Source organism: Rhizobium sp. 05L429 (assembly GCF_056397645.1).
In genome coordinates this window covers 40,551-54,023 of the sequence record NZ_JBFTNV010000016.1, presented here as the reverse complement: position 1 = coordinate 54,023, position 13,473 = coordinate 40,551, and the positions used below count along the sequence as shown (strand labels likewise).

The window sequence follows — 13,473 nt, the reverse complement described above, 5'->3', positions numbered from 1 at the left end:
AGGAATCTGATCCTGCGCGTCGGCAATCGCTGCGATGTGTACCGATAACGCGAAATCTTGCACCCTTTTGACTGTTCGTCTTTCGCAGGTCACAATTCTTTGAAGAAAGTTGGCGAAGCGTGCCTTGTTCGCGGCTTCTGGCCGTTATATCGCACAAGCAGCTGCCACACTTGTTTATGGGGAAACCATGCGCATCTCTGAAATGCAACTGACGAAACGCCAGCTTCTGGGCGGTGTCGCCGCCGCAACCGCATCCATGGCGGTATACGGTACGGCGCAGGCGCAGGCAGCCCCAGAAATCCCGAAGCCGGATGGCGATGTGGACATGGCCAAGGTCATGACCCCGGGAACGCTGCCGGAAATGGCGCTCGGCAAGACCGATGCCCCGGTCAAGATCGTCGAATATATGTCGATGACCTGCCCGCACTGCGCCCACTTCCACAACACCACCTTCGATACCATCAAGCAGAAATACGTCGACACCGGCAAGGTGGAGTTCGTCCTGCGCGAATTCCCCTTCGATCCGCGCGCTGCTGCCGCCTTCATGCTCGCTCGCTGCAACYCGCAGAAGCCTGAAGAGCTCGCAACGCCGGAGCAGTATTTCCCGATGGTCGCCATGCTTTTCAAGCAGCAACAGGTCTGGGCTGCCGCCGATGACGGCCGCGGCGCATTGCTGCAAATGTCGAAGCTTGCCGGATTTACTGAGGATAGCTTCACGAAGTGCTTGACGAACCAGAAACTGCTGGATGAAGTGAACGCCACGCGGGAACGCGGTTCCAAGGACTTCGGCGTCAATGCCACGCCGACGTTCCTCATCAATGGCAAGCGCTACTCTGGAGACATGCCGGTTGACACCTTGTCGGCCCTCATCGACAGCCTCCTCTGATCCGTACCGTTTTGCGAAGGCGGGCGACGGCGAAAGCCGTGCGCCCGCTTTTTCGTCTGATGAGGCGGTGGCATGAAGTTCAACAAGCTTCGCCTTGTCGGCTTCAAATCCTTCGTCGAACCGACCGAATTCATCATCGAGCGCGGCCTGACGGGTGTCGTCGGGCCGAACGGCTGCGGCAAGTCCAATCTCGTCGAAGCCCTGCGTTGGGTCATGGGCGAGAATTCCTACAAGAATATGCGCGCGTCGGGCATGGACGACGTCATCTTCTCCGGCTCGGGAAACCGGCCGGCGCGCAACACAGCGGAAGTCGCGCTTTATCTCGATAACGGTGAGCGCACTGCGCCCGCTGCCTTCAACGACAGCGATGAAATCCAGGTCACACGTCGCATCGAGCGTGAGCAGGGGTCGATCTATCGCATCAACGGTAAGGAAAGCCGTGCCAAGGATGTGCAGCTTCTCTTCGCCGATGCCTCCACTGGCGCGCGCTCTCCCTCCATGGTCGGGCAAGGGCGTATCGGCGAGTTGATAGCCGCAAAGCCGCAGGCCCGCCGGCAGCTCTTGGAAGAGGCGGCCGGTATCTCCGGCCTGCATTCCCGCCGCCACGAGGCCGAGCTTCGCCTGYGCGCCGCCGAAAGCAATCTGGAGCGGCTGGATGACGTCACCTCGCAGCTCGAAAACCAGATCGAGAGCCTGAAGCGTCAGGCCCGTCAAGCAAACCGCTTCAAAACGCTCTCTGCCGATATCCGCGCCCGGGAGGCGATGCTGCTGCATATCCGCTGGGTGCAGGCGAAGGAGGCCGAAGGCGAAGCCGATAGCGCGCTCAACCAGGCAACCGTCGTCGTCGCCGAAAAGGCGCAGAACCAGATGGAAGCGGCGAAGAACCAGGGCATTGCCAGCCTGAAACTGCCCGAGCTGCGCGAGGGCGAGGCGCGGGCGGCCGCAGCGCTCCAACGCCTGCAGATCGCCCGAAGCCAGCTCGAGGAGGATGCCAATCGCATCCTGCGCCGCCGTGACGAGCTTACTCGCCGTCTGGCGCAGCTTTCCGAAGACATCAGGCGCGAGGAACGGCTCGTCGCCGACAATGCCGCCATCCTCGCGAGACTCGATGCCGAAGAGGCCGATATCGCTGACATCCTCGCCGATTCCGGCCGTCATGCCGAAGAGACACGGCAGGCTTTCGAAGAGGCGGCCGTAAAGCTTGCCGACAGCGAACGCGTCTTCACCAGCCTGACGGCAGAGCGCGCTGAAGCCGCTGCCGGCCGCAATCAGCTGGAGCGCGCCATCCGTGATCTTGCCGAGCGCAAGCTGCGACTTGAGCGCCAGATGGACGAAGCAAACCGCGAACTTGCCGGCGTCGAGCAGAAGATCGCCACATTGCCGGATCCGGACGAGAAGCGCGCTGTGGTCGAGGCGGGCGAGATTGCCGTCGCCGAAGCTGAGGCTACGATCCAGTCCGTCGAGCAGGCGCTCGCAACTGCGCGCCAGACGGAAGCGCTCTCCCGCGCGCCAGTCGAACAGGCACGCAGCAAGCTCAATGCGCTGGAAACGGAAGCCCGTACTATCCAGCGTATGCTGGCCGGCGCTGCAGCAGGCGAATTTCCGCCGGTTGCCGAGGAGCTGAAGGTCGATCGCGGTTTCGAGACGGCGCTCGGTGCCGCACTCGGAGATGATCTCGAATCCCCGCTCGATCCGAATGCGCCCGCCCACTGGTCGGAAAACGGCGATGGCTCCGATGATCCGGCTCTTCCTGCCGGCGCCGCGCCCCTGCTGAACCACGTCCGCGCCCCCGCTGCGCTGATCCGTCGGCTGCGCCAGATCGGTCTGGTCATCGACGCCGACGCGCAGCGTCTGGTGAAGGAACTCAAGGCCGGCCAGCGCTTGGTGACCAAGGAAGGCGCTGTCTATCGCTGGGATGGCCATATCGCAGGCGCAGATGCGCCGAGTGCCGCGGCTTTGCGCCTTGCCCAGAAGAATCGCCTTGCCGAGCTGGAGGGCGAGGCGGAGCTTGCCCGCGACGTTCTGAGCGAGGCCGAGGAGCGCCTTGCCGCCGCCACCGATACCATCCGCGAGGAGGAGCGCAGGCTGACGGAGGCCCGCGACATGAACCGTCTGTCCGCCCGTCATCTGGCCGAGGCGCGAGAGGCGCTCGCCGCCGCAGAACGTGCCTCGGGCGATCTGATTCGCCGCCGCGATGTCGTCGCCGAAGCCGTCAGCCAGTTACAGGCGCAGCTCGAGGACGTCGCCGTTCAGGACGAGAACGCCCGCATCGAGCTGGAGGATGCGCCTGACCTGACCGTGCTCGACGAGCGGCTGCGTTTCCAGCAGGCCGAGGTCGCGACGGATCGCGGCGCGCTTGCTGAAGCCCGTGCCCGTCACGAGAGCCTGAACCGGGAGAACGACGCCCGTCAGCGCCGCATCGTCGCCATCGCCCAGGAGCGCGAGACATGGCGTCAGCGGGCCGCCAGCGCCGAGGATCACATCGCAACGCTGCGCGAGCGCGAAGAGGAGGCCCGCGAGGAAGCCGCCGAACTCGAGATGGCGCCGGACGAATTCGACGACAAGCGCCGCGCTTTGCTGACGGAGTTGCAGAAGGCCGAGGAAGCTCGCCGCCATGCCGCCGATCTCTTGGCGCAGGCCGAACTTCTGCAGCGCGATGCCGACCACAAGGCAGCGACCGCGCTCTCCGAACTTGCCGAAAGCCGCGAGCGCCGCGGCCGCGCCGAGGAGCGCCTCGTCTCCGCCCGCGAGAGGCGGCAGGAAAGCGAGCAGCGTATCCGCGAGGCGCTGAACGTGGCCCCGCACGAGGCGCTGCGCCTTGCCGGCCGGCCGGGACTGCAGACCTTGCCCGATCCGCACGAGGTCGAGCGCGAGGTGGAGCGGCTGCGGATAGAGCGCGAGCGACTGGGTGCCGTGAACCTGCGGGCCGACGAGGAGCAGAAAKAACTCACCGAGAAGCTGGAGACACTCATCAAGGAGCGCGACGACGTCATCGATGCCATCCGCAAGCTGCGCGGCGCGATCCAGAGCCTCAACCGCGAGGGTCGCGAACGCCTGATCGCTGCCTTCGATGTCGTCAATGCGCAGTTCCAGCGCCTCTTCACGCACCTTTTCGGCGGCGGCACGGCGGAGCTGCAGCTGATCGAATCCGATGATCCGCTGGAAGCCGGCCTCGAAATTMTTGCCCGCCCGCCGGGCAAGAAGCCGCAGACCATGACGCTGCTGTCAGGCGGCGAACAGGCGCTGACGGCAATGGCGCTGATCTTTGCAGTCTTCCTCACCAATCCTGCCCCGATTTGTGTGCTGGACGAGGTGGACGCGCCGCTCGACGACCACAATGTCGAGCGTTACTGCAATCTGATGGACGAGATGGCGGCTTCCACCGAGACCCGATTCGTCATCATTACCCACAATCCCATCACCATGGCKCGCATGAATCGCCTCTTTGGTGTCACGATGGCTGAGCAGGGTGTTTCCCAGCTTGTCTCGGTCGATTTGCAGACTGCAGAGCGTCTCCGTGAGACGGCTTGAGGCGGCATTTTAATTAAAGACCAAAAAAGGTCACCTCCACATCGGCTGCGTACCCCATTTGGGTGATGCTCTTTTGCGCGCATTGCATTAGAAGTTGTTTTAGCGCAACCGCGTCATTGCGGATAAGTAGCAATCGATCGTTGCGCTCAGTGGAATTTGCAATGCTGCCTTCGGATTGGGGTGGGGGACCGAAGGCCTCAAKGCATTAAATGGACCCCCCGTCCGGTTTTCCTGGCCGGACGGAAACAAGGCTTTGCGGGACAGTTGTTGCAGTCCCGCAAAGCTTTTTTTTATGCGCCTTTTTGCGCCCCGCCATTTTCAATCGTTTGATTCTGCACCCTGTCAGGGGATTTATTGTGCGACGCAACATTTCGCCGCATTTGTCGATTTTCATTTCAACACCAAGGGATTAAGCTGGTCCCCGAAATGGTGTTGGGGGAAAGATGACCAAGTGGGTCTATACGTTCGGCAATGGACAGGCTGAGGGCCGGGCGCGAGACAAGGAGGTTCTTGGCGGCAAGGGCGCCAATCTCGCAGAAATGTGCAGCCTTGGTCTCCCGGTTCCTCCTGGCCTGACCATCGTCAGTGAAGCCTGCACCACCTATTACAAGAACGGCCGCAAGATCGATCCTGACCTGAAACAGCAGGTTCTCGCAGGCATTGCCGGCATCGAGGAGATCACCGGCCATCGTTTCGGCTCGGGCAAACGGCCCCTTCTACTTTCCGTGCGGTCGGGCGCGCGCGTTTCCATGCCGGGCATGATGGATACGGTGCTCAATCTCGGCCTGAACGATGAGACGGTGCAGGCGCTCGGCCACGATGCCGGCGACGCACGCTTCGCCTGGGATAGTTATCGCCGCTTTATCCAGATGTATGCCGACGTCGTCATGGGTCTCGGCAATGACCTCTTCGAGGAAATCCTCGAGGATGAGAAGGGTCGCCTGGGCCACGAGTTTGATACCGAACTCAACGCTTCCGAATGGCAGCATGTCGTTTCGCTCTACAAGGCGCTGATCGAGGAAGAGCTGGATGAGGCTTTCCCGCAGGATCCGGCGGTCCAGCTCTGGGGTGCCGTCGGCGCGGTGTTTTCGAGCTGGATGAGCGCACGCGCCGTTACCTACCGCCAGCTTCACAATATTCCGGAAGCCTGGGGCACGGCGGTCAATATCCAGGCCATGGTCTTCGGTAACCTCGGCAATGCATCGGCCACGGGTGTCGCCTTCACCCGCAATCCCTCGACCGGGCAGAAGCTGCTTTACGGCGAATTCCTCGTCAATGCACAGGGCGAGGACGTCGTCGCCGGCATCCGCACGCCGCAGAGCATCACCGAAGAAGGGCGCATCGCCTCAGGCTCCGAAAAGCCCTCGATGGAAAAGCTGATGCCGGAGGCCTTTGCCGAGTTCGGTCGTATCTGCGACGAGCTCGAAGCCCATTACCGCGATATGCAGGACATCGAATTCACCATCGAGCGCGGCAAGCTCTGGATGTTGCAGACACGCTCCGGCAAACGCTCGACACGCGCGGCAATGAAGATTGCCGTCGACATGGTCGACGAGCGCGTGATTACCGAGAAAGAGGCCGTGCTGCGCATCGAGCCATCGTCACTCGACCAGCTCCTGCATCCGACCATCGATCCGCGCGTCAGCCGCCAGGTGATCGGCACCGGTCTGCCTGCCTCGCCAGGGGCTGCCACCGGCGAGATCGTCTTCACGGCGGAAKAGGCGGTCGAGGCGGAAGCCGAGGGACGCAAGGTTATCCTGCTGCGCGTCGAGACCAGCCCGGAAGACATTCACGGCATGCATGCCGCCGAGGGCATCCTGACGACGCGCGGCGGCATGACCAGCCATGCAGCTGTCGTTGCCCGCGGCATGGGCATTCCTTGCGTCGTCGGCGCCGGCACCATGCGCATCGATGCCCGCAACGAGCGTCTGATCGGTATCGGCGTCACGTTGAAGAAGGGCGACGTCATCACCATCGATGGTTCGGCCGGCCAGGTGCTGAAGGGCGAGGTGCCGATGATCCAGCCGGAACTGTCAGGTGATTTCGGCCGCATCATGGGCTGGGCAGACCGCGCGCGGCGCATGACTGTGCGCACCAATGCCGACACGCCGGCCGATGCCCGCGCCGCCCGCTCCTTCGGCGCCGAGGGCATTGGGCTTTGCCGCACCGAGCACATGTTTTTCGAGGGCGAGCGCATCCATGCCATGCGCGAGATGATCCTTGCCGAAGACGAGAAGGGCAGGCGGGGAGCGCTCGACAAGCTGCTTCCCATGCAACGGAGCGATTTCACCGGCCTGTTCACCGTCATGCACGGCCTGCCGGTGACGATCCGCCTGCTCGATCCGCCGCTGCACGAATTCCTGCCGAAGACGGACGAGGAGATTGCCGAAGTCGCTTATGCCATGGGCATGGAGCCTGTAGCACTTCGCCAGCGCGTCGATGCGCTGCACGAGTTCAATCCCATGCTCGGCCATCGCGGTTGCCGCCTTGCCATCTCCTATCCTGAAATTGTCGAGATGCAGGCTCGCGCCATCTTCGAAGCGGCCGTCGCGGCAGCGCAGGAAACCGGCGCCGCCGTCGTTCCCGAAATCATGGTGCCGCTTGTCGGCCTGCGTTCCGAACTGGATTATGTGAAGGCGAAGATCGATGCCGTGGCGCAAGACGTCATGTTGGAGGCCAAAATGCGCATCGACTATCTGGTTGGCACGATGATCGAACTGCCGCGCGCAGCACTGCGCGCCCATGTCATTGCCGAAGTGGCCGAATTCTTTTCCTTCGGCACCAACGATTTGACGCAGACCACCTTCGGCATTTCACGCGACGATGCTTCGGCTTTCATCCCAACCTACCAGCGCAAGGGCATCATCGAGCATGATCCCTTCATATCCTTGGATTTCGACGGGGTTGGCGAGCTGATTCGTATCGCTGCCGAGCGCGGCCGGCGCACGCGCAATGACATGAAGCTCGGCATCTGCGGCGAGCATGGCGGCGATCCTGCCTCGATCCATTTCTGCGAGACGATCGGCCTCGACTATGTCTCCTGTTCGCCCTTCCGCGTGCCGATCGCCCGGCTCGCAGCAGCGCAGGCCGTCATCTCTGGCGCTCAGTGACGATAGCGATAATAGCGCGGGTAAACGTAGGGACCGTTCAGATTATAGGCCATGTCGGCCATCACCCAATCGCTGTCGTAGCGAGCCTGGGCGCGGCGGTCTAGATCGATGCGCTGCAGGCACGTGGCAAACCCGTCTGTCCCGCGCTTGAAGCCGTAGCCGAAGCAGGTCTGCTCGTCACGTGCCCGCCGCTCCTCGGGCGTTAGCGTCTGACAGGCGGCCAGAGCTGCGGCCAGAACAGCAAGAAGCGGCAGGACATATGGGCGCATCGGTCGATTCCTTGGAGCATGAACGTCCGGCCAAGAAAGTCCATCTGCCTGGCGTCGTCAACCTGACTATATCAGGCCGCGCCTGCCGGGTCGCCTATCGGCAGCAGCGCCGGATCCAGCGGCGGGTCCTGCGGGTTCTTGGTATCGCTCGGATCCTGTGCCGGCGTCAGCGGCGGCTTTTCCCGACTGCGGTCGGGAATGCCCGGCGTCGGTTGCGGGCCAAGTGGCGACTCTGCACCGGGAGTGGGAATGGGGTCTCTATTCGGCATGATTTGCCTCCTTCGTTAGAGAAGGAACGGCAGGAAGCATGCTTGGTTCCACTTTCGCCGCCATGCGTTCCTATGTAAGAGCAAAGACAGCAGCACTGGAAAGAGCACCATGGCGATACGCGATCGATTCTCGAAGAAACTTACCTGCCCGCAATGCGGCAACAGCGGCTTTGCCGAAGCCTCCGAGATCGACGACGCCAAGCGCAAAACCCCCGACTTCAAGGTGGATCAACTGCCGCGAGGCTTCTTCGTGCAGCGGCCTTCGGTCCATCCGGAAACATTCATGCTGAAATGCGAATGCGGCCGCAAGTTTCCCTTCCGCTCGCTGGCGGAGGCTGCAGCCGGCCGTGACTGACGCCTAGATTCGCTCCAGCACCTCGATGAAGGCATCGGCAAAACGCACCAGATGCTCCGTATCCGCGTCGGGCGCCTGCATGCGGATTTCCGCACCGTTCTGGTCGAGCAGGGCAAGAACCACGCGCATCTTATTGTCCGATGTCGGGATGCGCAGAACCGCGATGCGCCGGCAATCCTCGATGAGGCCCGCCGCCGGCAGGTCGAAGAGAAATTCGCCACGGGTTTCGGTCGCCGCCTTGCGCACCGCCTCGCAGAAGCCGGCTTCGCCGTCAGCATAGCCTTCCAGCGAAAGTTCGAGCTCGAGCAGTTCCAGCGGTAGCAGCGGCTCGGCGCGGTCGATGCCGCCAAGCGAGGAAGCCCGCGGCCTTTCCATCGTCTCGGATGAGATCATCTGTCTCTCCTGTTTCGTGGGAAATACATGAGACCCCGGCAGAATGGCCTTTTTACGGCATATCAGCAACGGCTTATGGAGATCGCGTGCTCTTTGATTTGGCCTTTGAAGTGGATTGCTTCGGCAATGCTCAGACAAGAGTTTCAATTTAGACGAATCTTGCACTAGAAAAGTCGATGGTGGCAGATGTGTTCAAAAGCTGCCGCCGACCAACCGGTAAATTTAATGGCCATCCGCTTCGATCGTCCCATTTCCAGCGCCGCCCGCTTCTCGCGGCACTTCGGGGCGTTTGCACTTGTACTGTCCGTGGCGGTGCTGATCGCCCATCGTTTCGGCGGACTGGCGACACCCTATCTCATCCTGGTGCTGCTGGTTTCCGTTGGATGCGCGATCCTTGCCACCCTGCTGGCTGCGATCGGCCTGCGCAGCCTCTGGATGACGGGTGCCGAAGGCGGGCTGAATGCGCTGGCTGCACTGATCTACGCCGCCTTTCCGCTGGGCATCGGCGCCTTCGCCGCCGAGCGCTATTTCACCCTGCCGGCGATCTATGACGTGACGACGGATACAACCGCCGCACCCGACTGGCTGTCGCTGCCGCAGGYCGACCAGATCTGGCTGCCGCGCGATCCCGTGATTACCCCCGGCGACCGCGAGAGGCAGCTTGCCGCCTATCCTGAACTCACCGGCCGCCGTTACGACGGTGCACTCGACCGCGTTCTCGAGGCGGTCAAGAAGGTTGCCAAGCAGAACGGCATCACCATCACCAAAAGCGAAGGCGATACGACGCCCGGCCGTGAACTGGAGGACAGACCCGTTCCCGCTCAGCCGGAAAGCGGTGTGGCCGACTCACCCGACGTCATCCCCGTGCCGACGCCGCGGCCCTATGAGGATAGTGTTGCAAAGCTGATCCGCGGCGCCAATGGCGTGATGCTGCAGGGCACGACCCGCACCCTCATCCTCGGCCTGCGTTTCGACTTCATCATCCGTCTGCGGGAAGAAGCTGAAACCACCTTCGTCGACGTCCGCGTCGCCTCGCGCTACGGCCAGCACGACCTTGGCTTCAGCGCCGAGGTGGCCGAGCAATATCTTGCCGCCCTCGATTCAGAACTATTGGGGATTGCGGGAGGGTGAGGCCCGGTGCTGCGGAGCAGCAGCAATCGATCCAGTGAATCGATTGCAGGGCCGAACGCCCTGAGCCATGCGAGGAGCGGGATACGGTGAGGCATATTAAAACGCCCTTGCCGCAGTCAATTGCGCTGGCACCTGATCCTTGATGAAGCGCCGTGTAAACCATCAGCCTACCCCAAAAACCGCTCCCGCACCTCAGCCGTCGGCACCATGCAACTCTCCCGCCGCCCTGCAATCCTCAACCGGTTCCGCGCAACCACTCCATAAGCCGTATCCACAATCCGCCGCGGCACGATCCGCAGCACTCCGGCCAGGGCCCACGGCATTGCGAGCCCCTCCAGCATGCGGAGCGTCGCATCTGATTTGTAATAGGCGCGGCCCGTGTCGATGAGCAGGTTAGTCTCGTAGTTCCGCGTCTCCAGCCCGTAATGCCGATAGAGCGCCTCGCCGAGCGGCGTCTGGGCGACGATGAAGCGATAGCGTTTCCCGGTATCCCGCTTCAGCAGGAACTGCACCCAGCCGGAGCAGAAGACGCATTCGCCATCGAAGAGAATAAGCGGCTTATCGTCCGCAAAAGCGGGCACGGACGGGTCGTCGCGATAGCTGTAATCCGCACGCGCCGCCACCGTCAGCCTCCCGCCAGTCGATAATGGGCAAAGAGGGAAGGTGGCCCGTCGGCGCTGACCTCGCCGCGCTCCATAAGGTCCTCGATATGCGCCAGCACCGAAAGTGCCGCAGCACCATGCAGCCGCCTATCGGTATCGCGGTACATCACCTTCACCATCTCTGGAATGATGCTGTCCCCCATTCGGATACGCTCGATGATGGAGCGCTCCCGCAGGCGTCTGTGGGTCTTTAGGCCGCGCAGGAAGGGCGCCGGCGACGTCACTGGCCCGCCATGGCCAGGCAGCAGCAGGCTATCGCCACGGGCGATCAACTTGTCGAGCGAGGCCATATAGTCCGCCATGGAGCCATCGGGGGGTGCAACGATCGTCGTTGCCCAGGCCATCACATGGTCGGCTGAAAACAGGATGCCACGGTCCTCAAGCGCAAACGCCGCATGATTGGCGGTGTGGCCCGGGGTCAGCACGCCCGTCAGCGCCCAGCCATCGCCGCAAATCGTCTCCCCGTCGCGGATGGCAATATCAGGCACGAAATCCATGTCTGAGCTTTCCGCAAAAGGATTGATCTCGCCGTCGCGCAGCGGCCGCGACGGGTGGTGCGGGCCTTCGCCGACCGTCAGCGCTCCCGTTTCCTCTTTCAGCCGCCTTGCGAGCGGCGAGTGGTCCCGATGGGTGTGACTGACGAAGATATGCGTCACCTGCCGGCCGGCAAGCGCTGCCATCAGGGCTTCGAAATGCGCCTCGTCCTCCGGTCCCGGATCGATGACGGCGACAGACGAATCCCCGACGATATAGCTGTTCGTGCCGCGGAAGGTAAAAGGGCTCGGATTATTCGCCGTCAGGCGCTGGATGCCGGTTTTGACCGGAACAGCCCGTCCGTAAGCCGGATCGAAGGAAAGATCGAAGTTCGCGCCGGACATGTCTATTTATATTCGATCTCGATGAAGGACATCGGCTGGTCGCCGGCATTGACGACATTGTGCTCGGTGCCCGCCTCGCGGCGATAGGCAGCGCCCTTGGCGATATCCACCCTGCGGCTTCCCTCGGCATCCTCGATGAGGAACTGGCAGTCGGTCATCGGCACGACGACGTAATCAAGCCCGTGCGTATGAACGCCGGTATCGGCTCCCGGCTCGAAATCCCACTGGGTGATGCGCACGGCGGCATCGTCGAGGATGAGTGTCGCGAGCGCTGGCGGACGGGCGCGATATTGGCTCAACGGTAGCTCCATTGGCTGTGTCGATCCCCAAAGTCCTACCATGCCGGGCATGGCCGCGCATACAAATATGACGTCGCAGTAAACTTAGTGATTGTGAGGCAGACAGACCTTTGCTAATCAGGCGACGTTTTGGCGAAGCGACATTCGCTTCAGCTCTGGTGGGGCGTAGCCAAGCGGTAAGGCAGCGGTTTTTGGTACCGCCATCCCCTGGTTCGAATCCAGGCGCCCCAGCCACATCTTCCGGACAATCCGTGAGTCATCTCCTCGAAGCTGCACCCGCGGCAATAGTCTGCACAAGCTCGTCCACCTCCCGTGCAAGGCGCTCGGGCGGCAAGCCGACGAAGCGGCCTTCGAGGCTGATGCTGACAACACCGTGAACGGCACCGAACAGGGTGCGGGCGCGGATGGCCCTGTCTTCCGCAGGCATATCGGGTTGCAGTTCGGCAAGCGGTTCGGCAATCACATTCATCAAAAAGAGATGCTCGTCGAGATGCCATTGCGGCGTCGGGCTGGTTTCGGGCGGAAAGTGGTCGAACAGCGCCTTCCAGAGATTTCGGTTTTCGACCGCGAAACTTAAATATCCCTGCGCCAGCTTACGCAGCCGGTCTGTCGGCGTCGTGTCTCTGGTTTCGGGTAGCGTCAGCCTTGCCTCCAGCGCCTTTAGCGTTGTGGAGTTCACGTGGATGACGAGTTCGGAGAGATCGGCGAAGACCGTATAGAGCCCACCGAGCGCACACCCGGCATCCTGTGTGATGTCGCGCGCCCTGAGATTGGCGAGCCCCTCCTCGGCAATCCGGTTTCGCGCCGCATCGATCAGCCGTGTCTTCAGATCCTCGCGTTTTTCTTCTCTTTTGCCGGCCATTAACCATCTCGCTTCGATTCCATGAACGGTGTTCAAAATTATTCTTGAACACCGTTCATGATTCTGCCATAATTCAACTCGTGAACAACGTTCATAAACCGGAGGAAGGAAATGTTCAAACTGATTTCGACATTGCTGCGGGGCAGGGCCCATGATGCCGAACAGGCCTTTGCTGACCGCAACGCCGTACCTCTTCTCGCTCAGCAGATTCGCGATGCAGCGCAATCGATCCAGTCGGCCCGTCGCAGCGTAGCGATCGCCATTGCCCAGAACGAGCAGGAGCGGATCCAGCATGCAATGATTGTCTCCCGGATCGACGATCTCGAAACCCGCGCTTCCGCGGCGCTCGCCAAGGGCAATGAAGCACTGGCCCGGGAGGCGGCCGAAGCGATCGCCTATCTCGAGGCCGAGCGCGATCAATCCGAAAAGGCCCAGGCTCAGTTTACGACCGCAATCGACAAACTGAAGGGAATTGTCCGCGTCTCGGAAACGCGGCTGCAGGAACTGCAGCGTGGCGAGCGCCTGGCCCGCGCCACCGAAGAGGCGCAGAAGCTTGATGTCACCGTGGCCGGTCCAGGTTTTGCGACGCTTGACGATGCGGAGGAGACCCTTGCGCGCCTTCGCATCCGCCAGAAGCAGAATGAACTGACAGCCTCGGCCATGAAGGAGATGGAGACCTCCACACGTCCCGCTGGGATCATCGAGAAGCTTGCCAATGCCGGATGCGGCGCGCCTTTGCGCTCCTCCGCCGATGATGTGCTCGCCCGTCTGCGCAGCCGCATCAATCCCGCCGCTTAAAGTCAACGCCATCAAACCTGAGGGAATCAC

Annotated in this window: 13 protein-coding genes and 1 tRNA gene; 7 read left to right on the top strand and 7 right to left on the bottom strand. The window is 62.1% G+C overall.

The window, feature by feature from the left end; translation table 11 throughout:
• Window positions 1-187: 187 nt before the first annotated feature.
• The 3 genes from AC1DNW_RS18110 to ppdK all read left to right on the top strand — a co-directional run bounded on the left by AC1DNW_RS18110 (window position 188) and on the right by ppdK (window position 7,527).
• The gene (locus tag AC1DNW_RS18110; RefSeq protein ID WP_477853950.1) at window positions 188-886 is read left to right on the top strand and encodes a DsbA family protein; all 699 of its coding nucleotides are present in this window, start codon (window positions 188-190) and stop codon (window positions 884-886) included.
• 72 nt (window positions 887-958) lie between these two features.
• Window positions 959-4,417, top strand: coding sequence for a chromosome segregation SMC family protein (locus tag AC1DNW_RS18105; protein WP_477853948.1), 3,459 nt, complete (start codon window positions 959-961; stop codon window positions 4,415-4,417).
• Window positions 4,418-4,860: 443 nt separating this feature from the next.
• Window positions 4,861-7,527, top strand: a complete 2,667-nt coding sequence (ppdK, locus tag AC1DNW_RS18100; RefSeq protein WP_477853946.1) for a pyruvate, phosphate dikinase — start codon at window positions 4,861-4,863, stop codon at window positions 7,525-7,527.
• On the opposite strand, the gene AC1DNW_RS18095 is transcribed toward ppdK, so the two are convergent.
• Window positions 7,521-7,796, bottom strand: coding sequence for a hypothetical protein (locus AC1DNW_RS18095; RefSeq protein ID WP_113297163.1), 276 nt, complete (start codon window positions 7,794-7,796; stop codon window positions 7,521-7,523). The two genes, ppdK and AC1DNW_RS18095, sit on opposite strands and share 7 nt — an antisense overlap.
• A 71-nt stretch (window positions 7,797-7,867) precedes the next feature.
• Complete coding sequence (locus AC1DNW_RS18090; RefSeq protein WP_113297162.1) at window positions 7,868-8,065, bottom strand: hypothetical protein; 198 nt, start codon at window positions 8,063-8,065, stop codon at window positions 7,868-7,870.
• Window positions 8,066-8,174: 109 nt separating this feature from the next.
• Between AC1DNW_RS18090 and AC1DNW_RS18085 the strand changes: the two genes are divergently transcribed.
• Entirely contained in the window at window positions 8,175-8,420 is a 246-nt protein-coding gene (locus AC1DNW_RS18085) for a hypothetical protein (protein ID WP_113297161.1), read from the top strand.
• A 3-nt stretch (window positions 8,421-8,423) separates the two neighbouring features.
• On the opposite strand, the gene AC1DNW_RS18080 is transcribed toward AC1DNW_RS18085, so the two are convergent.
• Window positions 8,424-8,813 carry a hypothetical protein gene (locus AC1DNW_RS18080; protein WP_113297160.1) on the bottom strand — a complete coding sequence of 130 codons (390 nt, stop codon included), beginning with the start codon at window positions 8,811-8,813 and terminating at the stop codon, window positions 8,424-8,426.
• Window positions 8,814-9,038: 225 nt separating this feature from the next.
• On the opposite strand from AC1DNW_RS18080, the gene AC1DNW_RS18075 reads away from it, so the two are divergent.
• Window positions 9,039-9,944: a DUF1499 domain-containing protein gene (locus AC1DNW_RS18075; RefSeq protein WP_477853944.1), complete on the top strand. Its 906-nt coding sequence runs from the start codon at window positions 9,039-9,041 to the stop codon at window positions 9,942-9,944.
• A gap of 167 nt (window positions 9,945-10,111) precedes the next feature.
• Here the strand turns inward: AC1DNW_RS18075 and AC1DNW_RS18070 are convergent, their stop codons facing one another.
• The 3 genes from AC1DNW_RS18070 to AC1DNW_RS18060 are packed head-to-tail and all read right to left on the bottom strand — an operon-like array spanning window position 10,112 to window position 11,783.
• Entirely contained in the window at window positions 10,112-10,567 is a 456-nt protein-coding gene (locus tag AC1DNW_RS18070; RefSeq protein WP_113309896.1) for a DCC1-like thiol-disulfide oxidoreductase family protein, read from the bottom strand.
• A gap of 2 nt (window positions 10,568-10,569) precedes the next feature.
• Window positions 10,570-11,484 carry an MBL fold metallo-hydrolase gene (locus AC1DNW_RS18065; RefSeq protein WP_113309897.1) on the bottom strand — a complete coding sequence of 305 codons (915 nt, stop codon included), beginning with the start codon at window positions 11,482-11,484 and terminating at the stop codon, window positions 10,570-10,572.
• Window positions 11,485-11,486: 2 nt separating this feature from the next.
• Complete coding sequence (locus AC1DNW_RS18060; RefSeq protein WP_113297156.1) at window positions 11,487-11,783, bottom strand: cupin domain-containing protein; 297 nt, start codon at window positions 11,781-11,783, stop codon at window positions 11,487-11,489.
• A 159-nt stretch (window positions 11,784-11,942) separates the two neighbouring features.
• On the opposite strand from AC1DNW_RS18060, the gene AC1DNW_RS18055 reads away from it, so the two are divergent.
• Window positions 11,943-12,017 (top strand) — tRNA-Gln (locus tag AC1DNW_RS18055).
• Window positions 12,018-12,039: 22 nt separating this feature from the next.
• Here AC1DNW_RS18055 and AC1DNW_RS18050 read toward each other — a convergent pair.
• Complete coding sequence (locus tag AC1DNW_RS18050) at window positions 12,040-12,645, bottom strand: TetR/AcrR family transcriptional regulator (protein ID WP_113309898.1); 606 nt, start codon at window positions 12,643-12,645, stop codon at window positions 12,040-12,042.
• 111 nt (window positions 12,646-12,756) lie between these two features.
• Between AC1DNW_RS18050 and AC1DNW_RS18045 the strand changes: the two genes are divergently transcribed.
• Window positions 12,757-13,443, top strand: coding sequence for a PspA/IM30 family protein (locus AC1DNW_RS18045; protein WP_113309899.1), 687 nt, complete (start codon window positions 12,757-12,759; stop codon window positions 13,441-13,443).
• Window positions 13,444-13,473: the final 30 nt, after the last annotated feature.